Origin of the sequence: Pandoraea sp. NPDC090278 (genome assembly GCF_044772185.1) — a bacterium.
Classification (GTDB): domain Bacteria; phylum Pseudomonadota; class Gammaproteobacteria; order Burkholderiales; family Burkholderiaceae; genus Pandoraea.
In genome coordinates this window covers 476,508-494,898 of record NZ_JBIVYJ010000006.1, presented here as the reverse complement: position 1 = coordinate 494,898, position 18,391 = coordinate 476,508, and the positions used below count along the sequence as shown (strand labels likewise).

The following is an 18,391-nucleotide window of genomic DNA, read 5'->3' as shown; positions in this document are numbered from 1 at the left end:
TAGATCGGTGTCGTTGAAGCGATGCATTCGTAGGTTGTTTGAATCGATAAAGGAAAGAGCGACGTGTTCGGCGAGAAGTTTGGTGAATCCTGGCAACCGCGTGTCCTGATCCTGGGTCTGGGAGAGTCCGGCCTGGCGATGGCGCGTTGGTGCGCGCGTTACGGCTGCCGAGTGCGCGCAGCCGACACGCGCTTTGCGTCGTCGGAGACACCGCCGAACGTGGCGACCCTGCGCATCGACGCGCCGCAAGCTGAATGCGTGGGCGGCGCATTCGCCGGTCAGATCGACGCGCTGCTCGACGACATCGAACTCATCGGCATCAGCCCGGGCCTCTCGCCGCTGGCCGAAGACGTGACGGCGCTGCTGGCCGAAGCGGCCGAGCGCGGCGTTCCAGTGTGGGGCGAGATCGAGTTCTTCGCGCAGGCCTTGCGTCATATGCAGTCGACGAGCGGCTACGCGCCGAAGGTGCTCGCGATTACCGGCACGAACGGCAAGACCACGACGACGAGTCTCACCGGCTTGCTGTGCCGCCGGGCAGGCAAGCGTACGGCGGTGGCGGGCAACATCAGCCCGTCGGCGCTCGACCGTCTGAGCGAGTGCATCGCCGACGCCACGCTCCCCGACGTCTGGGTCCTCGAACTCTCCAGCTTCCAGTTGGAGACGACGCATTCGCTCGCACCCGATGCGGCGACCATTCTCAATATCACGCAAGACCATCTGGACTGGCACGGCGACATGGACGCCTACGCCAGGGCCAAAGCTCGCATCTTCGGTGAGAACACCGTGCGCGTGCTCAATCGCGACGACGCCCGCGTGATCGCCTTCGCATCGCCTGAAGCCAACGTGGTGACCTTCGGCACGGGCAAGCCCGACGCCGTGGGCGACTTCGGTCTGGAGATGGAAGGCGGTATGTGGTGGCTGGTCGAGGGCTACACGCGCGACGACGCGCCGCCTGCGCCCAAGCGTCGTAAGGCGGGCACACCGGAAGCCACCGTCGAAGTGCACGGCAAACGTCTGATGCCCGCCGATGCGCTGCGCATCCGTGGTCAGCACAACGCCGCGAACGCCCTGGCGGCGCTCGCGCTCGCCCGCGCGATCGATCTGCCGTTGGCCAAGCTGCTGCATGGCCTGCGCGAGTATCCGGGCGAGCCGCATCGCGTTCAGCTCGTCGCCACGATCAACGAAGTCGAGTTCTACGACGACAGCAAGGGCACCAACGTCGGCGCGACGGTCGCGGCGATTACGGGGCTCGAAAAGAAGCTGCTGCTGATTCTCGGCGGCGAAGGCAAGGGGCAGGACTTCTCGCCGCTGGCCAATCCGGTCGCGCATCACGCGCGCGCGGTACTGCTGATCGGTCGCGATGCACCGCTGCTGCGCGAAGCGCTCACGGACACAGGTGTCGATCTGATCGACGCCGCAACGCTGGAAGACGCCACACGCGAAGCCGCCCGTCTGGCGCAGCCCGGCGATGCCGTGCTGCTCTCGCCGGCCTGCGCGAGCTTCGACATGTTCCGCAACTACGAGCATCGCGCAAACGTGTTTCGCGACACCGTGGTTGATCTGGCCGCCGACGCGGGGGTGATGCTATGAACCGTATCAAGTCGTTCTTCAGCAAGAAGCGTCAGGCCGGTTTCGCCGGTGCAGGCACGGCCAACGCGCCGGGCGCGGCGACCACGGCAGCGAACCGCACGCTCAGTGGCATCAAGCCGACGCGCTCGCGCATGCTCGAATACGATCACGCGCTCGTGTGGGTGGTGATCTCGCTGCTGTCCCTCGGTCTGATCATGGTCTATTCGGCGTCGGTCGCGTTGCCGGACTCGCCGAAGTACAGCGGCTATTCGACGTTCCACTTCCTCGGTCGTCACATCGTGTCGCTCACGATCGGGCTGGTCGCGGCGATCATCACCTTCCGGATTCCGGTCAAGACGATGGACAAGCTCGCGCCGAAGCTCTTCCTGCTGGCGCTGCTGCTGCTGGTGATCGTGCTGATCCCGCACGTGGGCAAGGGCGTGAACGGGTCGAAGCGCTGGATTCCGTTTGGCGTGCTGAACCTTCAGCCGTCCGAAATCATGAAGCTCGCCGTCACGCTGTACGCCGCGAACTACACCGTGCGTAAGCAGGAGTTCATGCAGAGCTTCGGCAAGGGCTTCCTGCCGATGGGGATTGCCGTCGTGTTCGTCGGCATGTTGCTGCTGCTCGAACCTGACATGGGTGCGTTCATGGTGGTCGCGGCCATCGCCATGGGCATTCTGTTCCTCGGCGGCGTGAACGGACGCCTGTTCGGCGGTCTGGCGCTCACGGCAGTCGGCACCTTCGCGATGCTGATCTGGCTGTCGCCGTGGCGTCGCGAGCGGATCTTTGCGTATCTCGATCCGTGGCGCGAAGACTACGCCCTCGGCAAGGCTTATCAGCTGACGCACTCGCTCATCGCGTTCGGGCGCGGCGAATGGACCGGCGTGGGGCTGGGCGGCAGCATCGAAAAACTGCACTACCTGCCCGAAGCGCACACCGACTTCATCCTCGCGGTGATCGGTGAGGAGTTCGGGTTTGTCGGTGTGCTGGTCGTCATCCTGCTCTTTTACTGGATGGTGCGCCGCGCGTTCGAAATCGGACGTCAGGCACTGGCGCTGGAGCGCACGTTCGCCGGGCTGCTCGCGAAGGGCGTGGGCGTGTGGCTGGGTGCGCAGACCTTCATCAATATGGGCGTGAATCTGGGCCTGCTGCCGACCAAGGGGCTGACGTTGCCGCTGGTCAGTTATGGCGGCTCGGGCATCTTGCTCAACTGTGTGGCCGTGGCGATCTTGCTGCGGGTGGATTACGAAAACCGCGTGCTGATGCGGGGAGGCAAGGTATGACCGAGCGCGCTACCGCGATGCCGGCACCGCAGACGAAGACACGCACGCTACTGGTCATGGCCGGCGGCACGGGCGGTCACGTCTTCCCGGGGCTCGCGGTCGCCAACTTCCTGCGTGTGCAGGGGTGGCGCGTGGTCTGGCTCGGCAACCCGACCGGCATGGAAGCGACGCTGGTGCCGAAGTACGACATTCCGATGGAGTTCGTGAAGTTCGGCGGGCTGCGCGGTAAAGGCTTGATGACCAAGTTCCTGCTGCCGCTCAATCTGCTGCGCGCGTTCTGGCAAAGCATCGGTGCGATTCGTCGCGCGAAGCCGAACGTCGTGCTCGGCATGGGCGGCTACATCACGTTCCCGGCGGGGATGATGGCGTCGCTGCTGGGGCGTCCGCTGGTGCTGCACGAGCAGAACTCGGTGGCGGGCATGGCGAACAAGGTGCTCGCGCGCGTGGCGGACAAGGTGCTGCTCGCGTTCCCGGACACGATTCCGGGCGGCGAGTGGGTCGGCAACCCGATTCGCGCCGACTTCGACGAGATGGCCGCACCGGCCGAGCGCTACAACGCGCGTACCGGACCGCTGCGCATTCTGGTCGTCGGGGGAAGTCTGGGCGCGACGGTGCTCAACGAGATCGTGCCGAAGGCGCTGGCGAAGCTGCCGCGCGAAGATCGTCCGCAGGTCACGCATCAGGCGGGCGTCAAACATATTCAGACGTTGCAGGCGAATTACGCCGCAGCGGGGGTGACGGTCGAAGCACTGCCGTTCATCGACAACATGGTCGCGGCCTACGCCGGGGCGGATCTGGTGATCTGCCGGGCGGGTGCGATGACGGTGGCCGAAGTGGCGGCGGCGGGTGTGGCGGCACTGTTCGTGCCGTTCCCTCATGCGGTCGACGACCACCAGACAACGAATGCGCGTTTCCTCGCCGACAAGGGCGCGGCAACGCTGATCGATCAGCGCGAGCTGTCGGTCGAGACCCTGGCCGAGTGGCTGCGCCGTCAGACGCGCGAATCGCTGCTCGCGATGGGAGAGAAAGCCAGGGCGCTCGCCAAGCCGGACGCCACCGAACAAGTGGCGCGCGTGTGTGCGGCTCTGGCCAAGGATTGAAATGAAACACATCGTCAAACATATTCACTTCGTCGGCATTGGCGGCTCGGGCATGAGCGGCATTGCCGAGGTGTTGCTTAACCTGGGGTATCAGGTGAGCGGCTCCGATCTCGGCGACAACGCGGTCACGCAGCGTCTCGCCGGTCTTGGCGCGCGTATTGCACGCGGCCATGCTGCCGAACATATCGAAGGGGCCGACGCCATCGTCGTCTCCACCGCCATTACGGCGGATAACCCGGAAGTGCTGGCGGGCCGCGCACGTCAGATTCCGATCGTGCCGCGTGCGCTGATGCTCGCGGAACTCATGCGTCTGAAGCAGGGCGTGGCCATTGCAGGTACGCACGGCAAGACGACCACGACGAGTCTTGTGGCCAGCGTGCTTGCGCAGGGCGGGCTCGATCCGACGTTCGTGATCGGCGGCCGTCTGAACAGTGCCGGAGCGAACGCGAAACTCGGTACGGGCGATTTCATCGTGGTCGAGGCCGACGAATCGGACGCCTCGTTCCTGAATCTGAATCCGGTCATCGAAGTCATCACGAACATCGATGCCGATCACATGGATACGTACGGGCACGACTTCGCCCGTCTGAAGCAATCCTTTGTCGCCTTCACGCAGCGCCTGCCGTTCTACGGCATCGCCGTACTGTGTGTCGACGATCCGAACGTGCGCGAGATTCTGCCGTTCGTCTCGAAGCCGATCGTGCGTTATGGCCTGTCGGATGACGCACAGGTGCGCGCCATCGACGTGCGCCCGGACGGCGGACAGATGCGTTTCACCGTGCTGCGTCAGTTCGGCGAGGGTGCGGCTCCGCTCGATATCACGCTTAACCTGCCGGGCGAGCACAACGTGCGCAATGCGCTGGCCGCGATTGCGATCGCGACCGAACTCGAAGTGCCTGATGCCGCGATTCAACAGGCGCTGGCGGAATTTAACGGCGTGGGCCGACGTTTTCAGCGTTATGGCGAGATCGCGCTGCCGAAGTCGAATGGCGCCGGTTCGTTCACGCTGATCGACGATTACGGCCATCACCCGGTCGAGATGGCGGCAACGCTGGCCGCAGCGCGCGGTGCGTTCCCCGGCCGTCGCATCGTGCTGGCGTTCCAGCCGCATCGATATACGCGCACGCGCGACTGTTTCGAGGACTTCGTGAAAGTGCTCTCGGATGCGGATGCCGTCGTGCTCGGCGAAGTCTATTCGGCCGGTGAGGCGCCCATCGTGGCCGCCGACGGTCGTGCGCTGGCGCGCGCGGTGCGTGTCGCGGGCAAGGTAGAACCGGTTTTCGTGGAAGACGTTGCGCAACTGCCCGACGCCATTCTGCAAGTCGCCCGTGCGGGCGACGTCGTGATCACCATGGGTGCCGGCTCCATCGGCGCGGTGCCCGGCAAGTTGCAAGTTCAGCAAGGAGTTTGACGTGAGTGCTTTCGATCCGAAACGTTTCGGCAAGGTTGGCGTCCTGATGGGCGGGCGCTCGGCCGAGCGTCAGATCTCGCTGATTTCGGGCAATGGTGTGCTCGAAGCGCTGCGCTCGCGCGGCGTCGATGCGCATGCGTTCGATACGGGCATGCACGATCTCGCCGCGCTCGCCGCGCAGAAGTTCGACCGCGTGTTTATCGCCTTGCATGGCCGCTACGGCGAAGACGGCACGATCCAGGGCGCGCTCGAACATCTGGGCGTGCCGTACACCGGCAGTGGCGTGTTGGCTTCCGCGCTGGCGATGGACAAGGAGATGACCAAGCGCATCTGGATCAACGAAGGGCTGCCGACGCCGCGCTTCACGATGCTGAATGCCGACACCGACTTCGATGCTGTCGCGCGCGATCTCGGGTTGCCGCTCATCGTCAAGCCGTCGCGCGAAGGCTCGACCATCGGTCTGACGAAGGTGACGGACGCCTCGCAACTGAAGGCGGCGTTCGAGAAGGCGGTCGCGCTCGACCCGGACGTGCTTGCCGAAGAGTTCATCGACGGCGACGAACTGACCGTGCCGGTGCTCGGCGTGGGCACGAAGGGCGCGAACGCTGCGCGCTCGCTGCCGGTCATCCGCATCGTCGCGCCGGACGCGAACTACGACTACCAGAACAAGTACTTCAAGGACGACACGCGCTACGAATGCCCGCCGCCGTTGTCGGTGTCCTTGCAAGAGGAAGTGCAGCGCCTCGTGTTGCGCGCCTACCTCGTGCTCGGCTGCCGTGGCTGGGCCCGTGCCGACGTGATGCTGCGCAAGCGCGACAACAAGCCGTACCTGTTGGAGATCAATACGTCGCCGGGCATGACCGGTCACTCGCTGGTGCCGATTTCGGCGCGCGCGGCGGGCCTGTCGTACGAAGACCTGGTGGTTGAAATTCTGGCAACTGCGACGCTCGATCTGCATCCGAACGCGCAGTGGAAACCCGAGTAAGACATTGAACGCGTTGAAGAACGCCCTGATACGGAAAGCAAATCGCCATGTGGCACAACGTACGCCTGCTCAACGCCATTGCGAGTGTGCTCGTCGCGCTCGTCGTGCTGGCGGCGCTCGCGGCGGGCGGTCATTGGCTGATTCAGCGGCCGGTTTTCACGCTCAAGGCGATTCAGATCGATGGGGACGTGTCCCACATCAACGGACCGACCTTGCGGGCGAATGCGGTCTCGCGGCTGAAGGGCAACTTCTTCACGATCGATCTGGACGCCACGCGAGCGGCGTTCGAAGCGGTGCCCTGGGTGCGTCATGCGAGCGTGCGGCGTGTCTGGCCGAACCAGCTCGCGGTGACGATCGAGGAGTACAAACCGCTGGCCACGTGGAACGACGGCCGTCTGGTGAGTGTGGACGGCGAGTTGTTCGCAGCCAACCTGGCGGAAGCCGAGGACGACGGCAAGTTGCCGGAGTTCGCGGGGCCGCCAGGCAGCGAGAAGGATGTAACGGCGCGGTACTACGACTTCGTGAAGTGGTTTGCGCCGCTGAATATGAAACCCGAGGCAGTGACGCTGTCGAATCGCTACGCCTGGGGCGTGCGGCTCGCAGGGGGCGTGCAACTGGCGCTGGGACGGGAGCGGACCCCCGAGACCCTCGCCACGCGCAGCCGACGCTTCGTACAGGCGTATCCGCAGGTAGCGGCACGCTGGGGAAATCAGATCGAGTATGCCGATCTGCGGTACCCGAACGGTTTTGCAGTGCGTGCCGCGGGCATGCGTTTCTTGAGCGAAGAACAGGCCAAGAAGCTTGCCGCGACACCCGTGCAAAAGCGGGATTCGCAGAAGCCGGCAGCGAAACCTGCCGCCCCGGTAAAGCGAAGCCAGTGAGACTTCAGGACTTACACACGCTATGAGCAAAGATTACAAGGATCTGTTGGTCGCCCTCGATATCGGCACGTCGAAAGTCGTGGCGGTGGTGGCCGAACTGCGCCCTGAAGGCCGCTATGAAGTCATCGGCCTCGGCCAGAGTGAATCGCGCGGCCTGAAAAAGGGCGTGGTGGTGAACATTGAGGCCACAGTGCAGTCCATTCAGCGTGCGCTCGAAGAAGCGGAGCTGATGGCCGACTGCAAGATCACCAACGTGTTCACCGGCATCGCCGGTAGTCACATCCGCAGCTTCAATTCGAGCGGCATGGTGGCGATCAAGGACAAGGAAGTGACGCAGGCCGACGTGGCGCGCGTCATCGAAACGGCCAAGGCGATCAACATTCCGACCGATCAACAGGTGCTGCATATCCTCACGCAGGAATTCATCATCGACGGTCAGGAAGATGTGCGCGAGCCGATCGGCATGAGCGGCATCCGTCTCGAAGTGAAGGTGCACATCGTGACCGGCGCGGTGTCGGCGGCACAGAACATCGTGAAGTGCGTGCGCCGTTGCGGCCTCGAAGTGAACGACCTGATTCTGCAACCGCTGGCGTCGAGCATCTCGGTGCTCACGGAAGACGAGAAGGAACTCGGTGTGGTGCTGATCGACATCGGTGGCGGCACGACCGACATCGCGATCTTCAGCGAAGGGGCGATCCGTCACACGGCCGTGATTCCGATTGCAGGCGATCAGATCACGAGCGATATCGCGATGGCCGTTCGCACGCCGACGCCGGATGCGGAAGACATCAAGATTCAACACGGTATCGCCAAGCAGTCGCTGGCCGATCCGGACGAAATGATCGAAGTGCCGGGGTTGGGCGAGCGCGGTCCGCGCACGCTCTCGCGTCAGGCGCTGGCCGCGGTGATCGAGCCGCGTGTCGAAGAGCTGTTCTCGCTGGTGCAGCAAGTGGTGCGCGAGTCGGGTTACGAAGAACTGCTGTCCTCGGGCATCGTGCTCACCGGCGGCGCGGCAATGATGCCGGGCATGGTCGAGCTGGGCGAGGACATCTTCCTCAAGCCCGTGCGCATCGGCGTGCCGGAATATGCAGGCGGTCTCGCCGACGTGGTGCGCAGCCCGCGTTACGCAACGGCGATGGGCCTGCTGCTCGAAGGACGTTCCCAGCGCATGCGCGGCCGTAAGGTCGCCGTGCAGTCGGGGCAGGCGAACCAGGTCTGGACGCGGATGCGCGACTGGTTCTTCAGCAATTTTTAAGTTGTCTTTTTACAGAGTTTTTGAGGGGTGTGGATTCGGTGTTGAAAACACGCGCGGCTTACCCGAGCGGCACGTGACCCGCAGTACCGAATCTGCTTTTAATTCACTGGAGGCGCTATGAACTTCGAAATGTTGGAAACGGAAACCAACGGCACCATCATCAAGGTGGTGGGCGTTGGTGGCGCTGGCGGCAATGCCGTCCAGCACATGATCAACCGTGGTGTGCAAGGCGTGGAATTCATCGCCATGAACACCGACGCTCAGGCACTGGGCCGCTCGCAGGCCAGCGTGAACATTCAGCTCGGCAAGACCGGTCTGGGTGCGGGCGCGAAGCCGGAAATGGGCCGCTCCGCCGCTGAAGAAGCGCGCGAGCGCGTGGCCGACGCCCTGCGTGGCGCGCACATGGTGTTCATCACCGCCGGTATGGGCGGCGGTACGGGCACGGGCGCAGCACCGGTGGTGGCGCAGATCGCCAAGGAAATGGGCATTCTGACCGTGGGCGTGGTGTCCAAGCCGTTCGAGTTCGAAGGCGGCAAGCGTATGCGTGTGGCCGAGACGGGCGCACAGGAACTGGAAGACAACGTCGACTCGCTGATCGTCGTGCTCAATGACAAGCTGTTCGAAGTCATGGGCGACGATGCCGAGATGGACAAGTGCTTCCAGTGCGCCGACGACGTGCTGCACAACGCCGTGGCCGGCATCGCCGAAATCATCAACGTCGACGGTCTGGTGAACGTCGACTTTGAAGACGTGAAGACGGTGATGGGCGAGCAAGGCAAGGCGATGATGGGTACGGCGACGGTTGCCGGTGTCGATCGCGCGCGTCTGGCCGCCGAGCAAGCCGTGGCAAGCCCGCTGCTCGAAGGCGTGGATCTGTCGGGTGCGCGTGGCGTGCTGGTGAACATCACGGCATCGCGTTCGCTGCGTCTGTCGGAAACGCGTGAAGTGATGAACACCATCAAGAGCTACGCCGCCGAAGACGCGACCGTGATTTTCGGTACCGTCTACGACGACAAGATGGGCGATGCACTGCGCGTGACCGTTGTGGCAACCGGCCTGGGCCGTGCTGTTGCGAAGAAGGCCGCTGCACCGATGACGCTGCTCAAGACCGGTACCGACAACATGCCGATCGCGACGGGCCATGTGCCGAACGTCGGTCAGGCTGCCGGTACGGACTACGGCGCGCTCGATACGCCGGCCGTGTGGCGCAGCACGCGTGAAACCGCAGCTTCGCATGTCGCTGCGTTGCAGGAAAAGGGTGTCGACACGTACGACATCCCGGCCTTCCTGCGCAAGCAAGCCGACTGACAAGGTTGCGCGCGGGCCGGGTGCCAGTGCCTGGCGCCGCCGCACCTTGGGAATCGCGAGACCTACGCAGGTCGTCGTGAGGATTCGCCGTCGCTCCAACTACCATGCCCTGTGGCGTGGGGAAGGCGCGCCCCGGTACGGATCCGAAGGACGATACGGCAAGGTTGTGATGCGCAGAGATGCCTTGTGGTCGCGACGACCAGAGTCGCAAAAGGTATCGACGCGTCACAGATGACGAACGTTACGGGTAAGCGTTCGTGATCCCTGACCCGGTCTCGCGGATCTGTCCCCCCGACCGCTGCGGCTTGCCTCCGTCGCAGTGGCCGGGGTGCCCCGAAAATTAATGGGCGCGCAGGTCTATGGCCTGACGTCTAAGATGGAAAAGCCGATTTTCGCAAATACGTCATTTCGTTTCGCGATATAGGCAAGGGACAATCCGATGAGGCAACATCCGGAATGTTTGGTAACGAAGCGTTGTGTTTGTGGCACAGCGATGAAGGCGCCGATCTGATATAATTCGATCTATGATCCCTAGCGTCTGATAGTTTTAATAAATAGCATGCTTAAGCAGCGCACTCTCAAATCCATCGCCAAGACAGTCGGCATCGGCTTGCACTCCGGTCGCAAGGTCGAGCTGTCGCTGCGTCCGGCGCCGCCCGATACGGGCATTGTCTTCTGCCGTACCGATCTGAATCCTCCTGTGGAGATTCCGGCGTCGGCGATGGCGATTGGCGACACGCGTCTCGCGTCGGTGTTGCAGAAGGATGGTGCGCGGGTGTCCACCGTGGAACACCTGATGTCGGCATGCGCAGGGCTGGGCATCGACAATCTGTATGTCGACGTCACCGCCGAAGAAATTCCGATCATGGACGGCAGCGCTGCCACGTTCGTCTTCCTGATCCAGTCGGCCGGTATCGAAGAGCAGCCTGCTGCGAAGAAGTTCATCCGTGTGACGAAGCCGGTCGAGATTCGCGAAGGCGACAAGCTCGCCCGTCTCGATCCGTACGACGGCTTCAAACTCAAGTTCACTATCGACTTCCGTCACCCGGCCGTGGATCGCACGGGCCAGGCGCTCGAAGTCGATTTCGCCGATACGTCCTACGCGAAGGAAATCGCGCGTGCGCGCACGTTCGGTTTCGCGCATGAAGTCGAAATGCTGCGTGAGCTGGGGCTTGCGCGCGGCGGCAGCATGGACAACGCGATTGTGCTCGACGAGTACCGCATTCTGAACAACGACGGTCTGCGCTACGACGACGAGTTCGTGAAGCACAAGATGCTCGACGCGATTGGCGACCTGTACGTGATCGGCCACCCGCTGCTGGCGTCTTACACGGCGTACAAGTCGGGCCACGGTCTGAACAACCAGCTGCTGCGCGAGCTTCTCGCACAGGAAGCGTACGAAATCGTCACGTTCGAGCGCGCAGAAGACGCCCCGCGCGGCTTCCAGTTCGAACCGCAGACACAGTTCGCGTAAGTGACGCAAACCGTCATGCTGCATGACGGGATGTAACAAAAAGAAAGCGCCGGTCATCCGGCGCTTTTTTATTTGACGCGCGAGCAAAATCGGCGTCGGCAGTTGTGTGGAATGTTCAGGGTTTGCGCGACCCGCCGTACGAGTGACGAGCAACGAGCCGCGCCAGCGCGTCGCGCAGCGGAGACGGCTCCAGAGCGTCGCGCAGATCGCGCAGGCTCACGAGCCCCTGACGCGACAGCAGGGCCTCTTTAGGGGGCTTCTGAGGCTCAGGCGTGGCGATGCTTACGCGGATCTTGATCGAGCGGATGAGCCATCCGCGCGTCGCGAGCCCGTCGATCAGCGACGGCGTTTGCTGACGCAGACGCGCCGCCAGTGCGTTATTGCTCACCAGGAAGACGAGCGCCCCTTCACGCGGCGGCGCAAGCCTCACGCTGGCGCGCAGTGCGGAGGGCAACAGCGCGTGAACGTCGCGTTCCAGACGGCCGAGTTGTTCGGCGGCGACCAGCAGCGATCCGGCACCGTCGGATGCGGATAACAGGTCGGTCAGAGGGCGGGCAACGCGGGGCGCTTTAGGTCGTTTCATATGATGAGACAGAAGTCACCGCATATTTTACCCCGCCATCGGGCGTCGCCTTGTCTCGTCCCCTGAAAGCCCCGGATTGCTGACGTTGGGTGCCTTCGGGAGGTGCCACGTCAGCATGCTAGAATCCATTTTTCAGTACAGGTATCGAACCGGCGTGCGGCCAACGTGCCAAACACCGGTGACCCGCAGCGCGCAGACGCTCGGGCGGATCGTTACTCATGGGGCACAACTCCGGGGTGAGGTTTTCCGTCAGACGACAGACTGCGCGATTGCGAACGACATTTGCCGCCCTAACCAGTGATCCGATGATTCCCGGTCTTCTTAAAAAAGTATTTGGCAGCCGCAACCAGCGGCTCATCAAGCAGTACCAGAAAACCGTCACGGCGATTAACGCCCTCGAGCCGCAAATCGCCCAACTGAGCGATGAGCAACTGCGCGGCAAGACTGAGGAATTCAAGCAGCGTATCGCCCAGGGGGCGAGCGTGGACTCGTTGCTCGTCGAAGCCTTTGCCGTGTGCCGTGAGGCGGGCAAGCGCGTCCTCAAGATGCGTCACTTCGACGTTCAGCTGATCGGCGGCATGGTGCTGCACTACGGCAAGATCGCCGAAATGCGTACGGGTGAGGGCAAGACGCTCGTCGCCACGTTGCCCGCCTACCTGAATGCGCTTTCGGGCAAGGGCGTGCACGTTGTGACCGTCAACGACTACCTGGCACAGCGCGACGCCGAGTGGATGGCGCGTCTGTACAATTTCCTGGGTCTGTCGGTGGGTATCAACCTGTCGCAGATGCCGCACGACCAGAAGCAAGGCGCTTACGCGGCCGACATCACGTACGGCACGAACAACGAGTTCGGCTTCGACTACCTGCGCGACAACATGGTCTACGAGACCGAGCAGCGGGTGCAGCGTTCGCTCAACTACGCCATCGTCGACGAAGTTGACTCGATCCTGATCGACGAGGCGCGTACGCCGCTGATCATCTCCGGTCAGGCGGAAGATCACACCGAACTGTACGTGAAGATGGATCGCCTGCCGGCGATGCTCGAACGCCAGATCGGCGAAGAGAAGTCCGACGGTACGGGCGTCGAAGTGCCGGGCGACTACACGCTCGACGAGAAGGGCCGTCAAGTGTTCCTGACCGAGCGTGGCCACGAGAAGGCGGAGCAACTGCTCGCCGAGTGGGGCATGATCGGCGAGGGCGACAGCCTGTACGCACCGCAAAACATCACGCTCATGCACCACGTGTACGCCGCACTGCGCGCGCACACGCTGTTCCACAAGGATCAGCACTACGTGGTGCAGGACAACGAGATCGTGATCGTCGACGAATTCACGGGCCGTCTGATGGCAGGCCGTCGCTGGTCCGAAGGTCTGCATCAGGCCGTGGAAGCGAAGGAGCGCGTCAAGATCCAGCACGAGAACCAGACGCTCGCCTCGATCACGTTCCAGAACTACTTCCGCATGTACGCCAAGCTCTCGGGCATGACGGGTACGGCGGATACCGAAGCGTTCGAATTCAACGAAATTTACCGTCTCGAGACGGTGGTGATCCCGACGAACCGTCAGCCGAAGCGGATCGACCGTCAGGATCAGATCTACAAGACGGCGAAGGAAAAGTACGACGCCGTCATCAAGGACATTCGCGACTGTGTCGAGCGCGGCCAGCCGGTGCTGGTGGGCACGACGTCGATTGAAACGTCCGAATACCTCTCGCAACTGCTCACGCGCGAAAAACTGCCGCATCAGGTGCTCAACGCCAAGCAGCACCAGCGCGAAGCCGAGATCGTGGCGCAGGCGGGCCGTCCGGGCGTGATCACCATCGCGACCAACATGGCCGGTCGCGGTACCGACATCGTGCTGGGCGGCAACGTCGAGAAGCAATCCGGTTTCATCGAAGCGGACGAAAGCCTGTCGGATGCCGACAAGGCAGCCCGCATCCAGCAGTTGCAGGACGAGTGGCAAGGGTTGCACGAGCAGGTGAAGACCGCTGGCGGTCTGCACATCATCGGCACCGAGCGTCACGAATCGCGCCGTATCGACAACCAGTTGCGCGGTCGTTCGGGTCGTCAGGGCGATCCGGGTTCGTCGCGCTTCTATCTGTCGCTGGAAGATCCGCTGCTGCGCATTTTTGCGGGCGACCGCGTACGCGCGATCATGGATCGTCTGAAGATGCCGGAAGGTGAGGCCATCGAAGCGGGCATCGTCACGCGTTCGATCGAGTCGGCACAGCGCAAGGTCGAAGCCCGTAACTTCGACGTGCGTAAGCAACTGCTGGAGTACGACGACGTTGCGAACGATCAGCGTAAGGTGATCTATCAGCAACGTAACGAACTGCTCGAAGCGCAGGACGTGTCGGAAACGATCGCAGGCATGCGTCAAAGTGTGTTCGAGGATCTGGTGCGCAACTACGTGCCGGTCGGCACCGTGGAAGAGCAGTGGGACCTGAAGGGTCTGGAGACGACGCTGCGCGAAGAGTGGCAGCTCGATCTGCCGCTGCAATCGCGTATCGAAGGCGCCGAAGAGATCGACGACGAAGACATCCTCAAGGAAGTCATGGATGCGGCCGAAGCGTCGTATGCCGCGAAGGTCGATCTGGTGGGGCGCGAGTCGTTCTCGGGCTTCGAGCGTTCGGTCATGCTGCAAAGCGTGGATTCGAACTGGCGTGAGCATCTGGCGGCGCTGGATCACCTGCGTCAGGGTATCCATCTGCGCGGTTACGCTCAGAAGAATCCGAAGCAGGAATACAAGCGCGAAGCGTTCGAACTGTTTGCGCAGTTGCTCGAGACCATCAAGCTGGAAGTCACGCGCGTGATCATGAACGTGCGCATCCAGTCGCAGGAAGAGCTTGAGCAAGCCACGGAGTCGCTCGACGACAACGCAGGCGGTCTGGTGAACATCGAGTTCAAGCATGACGAACTCGAAACCGTGGGCGGCGAAGGCGAAGTGGACGAAGACGCCGGTCGCCCGGTGGTCGCGGCGCTCGCCCAGGCAGCCAGTGCTGCGGGCGTAGCCGGTGCAGCCGCTGGTGCCGACATGTTGCCGAAGGTCGGACGCAATGACCCGTGCCCGTGCGGCAGTGGCAAGAAATTCAAGCACTGCCACGGCAAACTGTCTTAAGATGTGAACGATCGACGCGGCGCCGACACTTTATCGGCGCCGCGTCGTTTGTAGCGCCGGTTTTTGAAGATTCGCAAAGCTTCGAAAAGCTTCGCAAAACATCGAAAGCGGCCGCACCGATCAACCGCCGCCCCGGCGGGCTGTCGTGCCGACATCGCCAGGGCGGGTGCTTGAACCCTTACCTCTCGCGGGCGAACCCCCATGGCCGTCAATTTCCCCTCGATCGAAGCCTCCCAACTGCACGCCGTTCCGGGCGTCGAACTGGGCTGGGCCGAAGCCAATATCCGCAAACCGAACCGCAAGGACGTGCTGGTCATGCGACTGGCTGCCGGCAGTACGGTATCGGGCGTTTTCACGACCAACCGCTTCTGCGCCGCACCGGTGACGGTGTGCAAGGAACATCTGGCTGCCCATGCGGGCATCCGCGCGCTCGTCGTCAATACGGGTAACGCCAATGCGGGCACCGGCGAGCCGGGCATGCTGGCCACGCGCGCCACGTGCGACGCGCTTGCCAAGCTGCTGTCGGTCTCGAGCAACCAGATCCTGCCGTTCTCGACGGGCGTGATTCTCGAGCCGCTGCCGGTCGACCGTCTGGTCGCCGGTCTGCCGCAAGCCATCGCTAATCTGGCACCTGCGCACTGGTTCGAGGCTGCACAATCGATCATGACGACCGACACGCTGCCGAAGGCTGCCTCGCGTCAGATCGTGATCGACGGACAAACGATCGTGATGACGGGCGTGAGCAAGGGCGCGGGCATGATCAAGCCGAACATGGCGACCATGCTCGGTTTCGTGGGCACGAACGCCCGCGTGGCACAGCCGGTGCTCGACGCGCTGGTGAAGTACGTGGCCGACCGCTCGTTCAACGCCATCACCATCGACGGCGATACGTCCACCAACGATTCGTTCATCGTGGCTGCCACCGGCCAGACCGAGCTGCCGGAAATCGCCAGCACGGACACCCCGGCGTTCGCTGCGTTCCGCGACGCGCTGTTGTCGATCTCGCAAGAACTGGCGCAACTGATCGTGCGCGACGGCGAAGGCGCGACCAAGTTCATCACCGTGACGGTCGAAGGTGGCCGCGACGTGGCCGAGTGCCGTCAGATCGCATATGCCATCGGCCATTCGCCGTTGGTGAAGACCGCGTTTTTTGCGTCCGATCCGAATCTGGGCCGTATTCTGGCCGCCATCGGCTATGCGGGCGTGAACGACCTCGACGTCAGCAAGATCGACCTGTATCTCGACGATGTGCTGGTGGCGCGCGCCGGTGGCCGCAACGCCGACTATCGCGAGGAAGACGGTCAGCGCGTGATGAAGCAAAGCGAAATTACGGTACGCGTAGTGCTGGGTCGCGGCGACGCGGCCGCTACGCTGTGGACGTGCGATCTCTCGCACGACTACGTCAGCATCAACGCGGATTACCGCTCCTGAGACCCGACGCGACGGCCCTGAAGGTCTAGGCCTCCCACAGGAGGCGAGGGCCGTCGGCGCATGGCACCGACGCCTGACCGGCGTCGGCCATGTGCCGGTGGAAGTGAATGAGCAAAACGCGCAAGTCCATCGGAAACATCGTTTGGACTGCCGGACGGGTGGCAAAAGCACCGCGGCGCACAGCGAAGGGAAACGACAACACCTCGAAGCATCGACATGAGCGCCCATGAGCGGCGCGGGGATATCGAAGCATGGACAAACTGGAACAGTTCCTGACGCGCGCGGAAGGCGTGCTGGCCCGGCTGGAGGCAATGCTGCCCCCGGCGACCCCTGAGATCGACTGGAACGTCGCTACGGCGTTTCGTTGGCGCAAGAAGCAGGGCCGTGGGTTTCTGCAGCCCGTTGCGCACGTCTCCTCCATTACGCTAAGCGACCTGCAGAACATCGAACGCCAGAAGGCGCTGATCGAGCAGAACACGCGTCAGTTCGTGCGTGGCGAACCGGCCAATAACGTGCTGCTGACCGGTGCACGCGGCACGGGCAAGTCGTCGCTGATCAAGGCTTGTCTGAATCAGTACGCGTCGGAAGGGCTGCGTCTGATCGAAGTCGACAAGGACGACCTGACCGATCTGGGCGACATCGTCGACCTGATCTCGCAGCGTCCGGAACGCTTTGTTGTGTTCTGCGACGACCTGTCGTTCGAAGACGGTGAATCGGGCTACAAAGCACTTAAGGTGGCGCTTGACGGTTCCGTGGCCGCGCAGTCGGACAACGTGTTGATTTACGCGACGTCCAACCGCCGTCACCTGTTGCCCGAGTACATGAAGGACAACGAGAGCTATCGTCACACCGACGACGGCGAAATTCATCCGGGCGAAGTGATCGAAGAGAAGATCTCGCTGTCCGAGCGTTTCGGTCTGTGGGTGAGCTTCTACCCGTTCAAGCAGGACGACTACCTGACGATCGTCGGCCACTGGCTGCAGCACTTCGGTGTACCGGCGGATCAGACGGAAAGCGCGCGTCAGGAAGCGTTGATCTGGGCATTGGAGCGGGGTTCGCGCTCGGGCCGTGTGGCATTCCAGTTTGCGCGCGATTGGGCGGGCAAGCAGCGTGGTGCGGCACAGGCATCGTAACGATTTGGCAGATGGCGTCGTCCGGGGATGATCCGGACCGCCGCGGACCGCCGTTTGCCGATCCCGAAATTCAGCAATGCGTAGCGATATGACAGATTCGAAACGAACGGCGCCGGACGGGCGTCCGGTCACGGAAGTGGCCGTTGGCGTCATGGTGCGCCCGGATGGCGCGGTGCTGCTTGGTCAGCGTCCCGAGGGCAAGCCGTACGCCGGATACTGGGAGTTCCCGGGCGGCAAGCTCGAAGCGGGCGAGTCGGTCGCGGCGGCGCTCGCGCGCGAGCTCCACGAAGAGCTGGGCGTTACGGTTGAGCGTTGCGCGCCGTGGCGTGTCCTCGAACACGACTACCCGCACGCGTATGTGCGTCTGCACTTCTGCAAGGTGACGGCATGGCAGGGTGAGCCGCATGGCAAGGAAGGACAGGCCCTCGCGTGGGAGCATCCGCCGGTGAGCGTGGAGCCGCTGCTACCCGCTGCGTTGCCGCCGCTGACGTGGCTTGCCGAGGAATTGGCGCAGCGGTCCTGACGCGTGCATGACGCCTCCGAGGGCGTTGGCGAGGCGAATGCCGGTCAGATCCACTGAACCCGCAAAAGCAAAAAAGCCGTTTCGATGGATGTCGAAGCGGCTTTTTTCTATGGTGCTTAGTGCGGGTCCGTCAGCACTTAGCGTTGTGTCGGGTCGAGCGGCGATTCCTGCGAGGGATCTTCCGGCGTTTCGGACGGGATGGTGTACTTCTCCGCCGCCCACGCACCCATATCGATTTGCTTGCAGCGTTCCGAGCAGAACGGGCGGAATTTAGCTTGCGGACCCCAGACGACTTTCTTGCCGCAGGTCGGGCAATTTACGACGCTCGTCATCGGC

General features: G+C 63.1%; 15 protein-coding genes. 13 read left to right on the top strand and 2 right to left on the bottom strand.

The features are described 5' to 3' along the window. Positions 1 to 63: 63 nt before the first annotated feature. From murD to lpxC, 9 genes are all read left to right on the top strand, one after another. Positions 64 to 1,590: a UDP-N-acetylmuramoyl-L-alanine--D-glutamate ligase gene (murD, locus tag ACIQWO_RS22885; protein ID WP_402829148.1), complete on the top strand. Its 1,527-nt coding sequence runs from the start codon at positions 64 to 66 to the stop codon at positions 1,588 to 1,590. Next, positions 1,587 to 2,855 carry a putative lipid II flippase FtsW gene (gene ftsW, locus ACIQWO_RS22880; RefSeq protein WP_402829146.1) on the top strand — a complete coding sequence of 423 codons (1,269 nt, stop codon included), beginning with the start codon at positions 1,587 to 1,589 and terminating at the stop codon, positions 2,853 to 2,855. Before murD ends, ftsW begins: the two co-directional genes overlap by 4 nt. Beyond that, positions 2,852 to 3,955, top strand: a complete 1,104-nt coding sequence (murG, locus tag ACIQWO_RS22875; protein WP_402829144.1) for an undecaprenyldiphospho-muramoylpentapeptide beta-N-acetylglucosaminyltransferase — start codon at positions 2,852 to 2,854, stop codon at positions 3,953 to 3,955. Before ftsW ends, murG begins: the two co-directional genes overlap by 4 nt. Before the next feature lies 1 nt (position 3,956). Beyond that, the gene (gene murC / locus ACIQWO_RS22870; protein ID WP_402829142.1) at positions 3,957 to 5,366 is read left to right on the top strand and encodes a UDP-N-acetylmuramate--L-alanine ligase; all 1,410 of its coding nucleotides are present in this window, start codon (positions 3,957 to 3,959) and stop codon (positions 5,364 to 5,366) included. Between the two features lies 1 nt (position 5,367). Beyond that, positions 5,368 to 6,351: a D-alanine--D-alanine ligase gene (locus tag ACIQWO_RS22865; protein ID WP_402829140.1), complete on the top strand. Its 984-nt coding sequence runs from the start codon at positions 5,368 to 5,370 to the stop codon at positions 6,349 to 6,351. A gap of 47 nt (positions 6,352 to 6,398) precedes the next feature. Beyond that, positions 6,399 to 7,232, top strand: a complete 834-nt coding sequence (locus ACIQWO_RS22860; protein WP_150666596.1) for a cell division protein FtsQ/DivIB — start codon at positions 6,399 to 6,401, stop codon at positions 7,230 to 7,232. Between the two features lie 22 nt (positions 7,233 to 7,254). After that, complete coding sequence (gene ftsA, locus ACIQWO_RS22855; protein ID WP_010806905.1) at positions 7,255 to 8,487, top strand: cell division protein FtsA; 1,233 nt, start codon at positions 7,255 to 7,257, stop codon at positions 8,485 to 8,487. Between the two features lie 117 nt (positions 8,488 to 8,604). After that, entirely contained in the window at positions 8,605 to 9,795 is a 1,191-nt protein-coding gene (gene ftsZ, locus ACIQWO_RS22850) for a cell division protein FtsZ (RefSeq protein WP_023594064.1), read from the top strand. 559 nt (positions 9,796 to 10,354) lie between these two features. Next, positions 10,355 to 11,269: a UDP-3-O-acyl-N-acetylglucosamine deacetylase gene (gene lpxC, locus ACIQWO_RS22845; protein WP_150737360.1), complete on the top strand. Its 915-nt coding sequence runs from the start codon at positions 10,355 to 10,357 to the stop codon at positions 11,267 to 11,269. A gap of 115 nt (positions 11,270 to 11,384) precedes the next feature. Here lpxC and ACIQWO_RS22840 read toward each other — a convergent pair whose 3' ends face one another. Further along, on the bottom strand, positions 11,385 to 11,852 hold the full coding sequence (locus tag ACIQWO_RS22840; RefSeq protein ID WP_402829136.1) for a DciA family protein: 468 nt from the start codon (positions 11,850 to 11,852) through the stop codon (positions 11,385 to 11,387). Between the two features lie 305 nt (positions 11,853 to 12,157). Here ACIQWO_RS22840 and secA point away from each other — a divergent pair, with 305 nt between their 5' ends. From secA to ACIQWO_RS22820, 4 genes are all read left to right on the top strand, one after another. Further along, complete coding sequence (secA, locus tag ACIQWO_RS22835) at positions 12,158 to 14,968, top strand: preprotein translocase subunit SecA (protein ID WP_402829134.1); 2,811 nt, start codon at positions 12,158 to 12,160, stop codon at positions 14,966 to 14,968. 201 nt (positions 14,969 to 15,169) lie between these two features. Then, the gene (gene argJ, locus ACIQWO_RS22830; protein WP_402829132.1) at positions 15,170 to 16,399 is read left to right on the top strand and encodes a bifunctional glutamate N-acetyltransferase/amino-acid acetyltransferase ArgJ; all 1,230 of its coding nucleotides are present in this window, start codon (positions 15,170 to 15,172) and stop codon (positions 16,397 to 16,399) included. A 251-nt stretch (positions 16,400 to 16,650) separates the two neighbouring features. Beyond that, positions 16,651 to 17,532 (top strand): ATP-binding protein, encoded by an 882-nt coding sequence (locus ACIQWO_RS22825; protein WP_402829130.1) that lies wholly within the window; start codon positions 16,651 to 16,653, stop codon positions 17,530 to 17,532. Positions 17,533 to 17,620: 88 nt separating this feature from the next. Continuing rightward, a complete protein-coding gene (locus ACIQWO_RS22820) occupies positions 17,621 to 18,055 on the top strand; it encodes an NUDIX domain-containing protein (RefSeq protein WP_373275334.1) in 435 nt (144 codons plus the stop codon). Positions 18,056 to 18,192: 137 nt separating this feature from the next. Here ACIQWO_RS22820 and yacG read toward each other — a convergent pair whose 3' ends face one another. Beyond that, complete coding sequence (gene yacG, locus ACIQWO_RS22815; protein WP_402829127.1) at positions 18,193 to 18,387, bottom strand: DNA gyrase inhibitor YacG; 195 nt, start codon at positions 18,385 to 18,387, stop codon at positions 18,193 to 18,195. Positions 18,388 to 18,391: the final 4 nt, after the last annotated feature.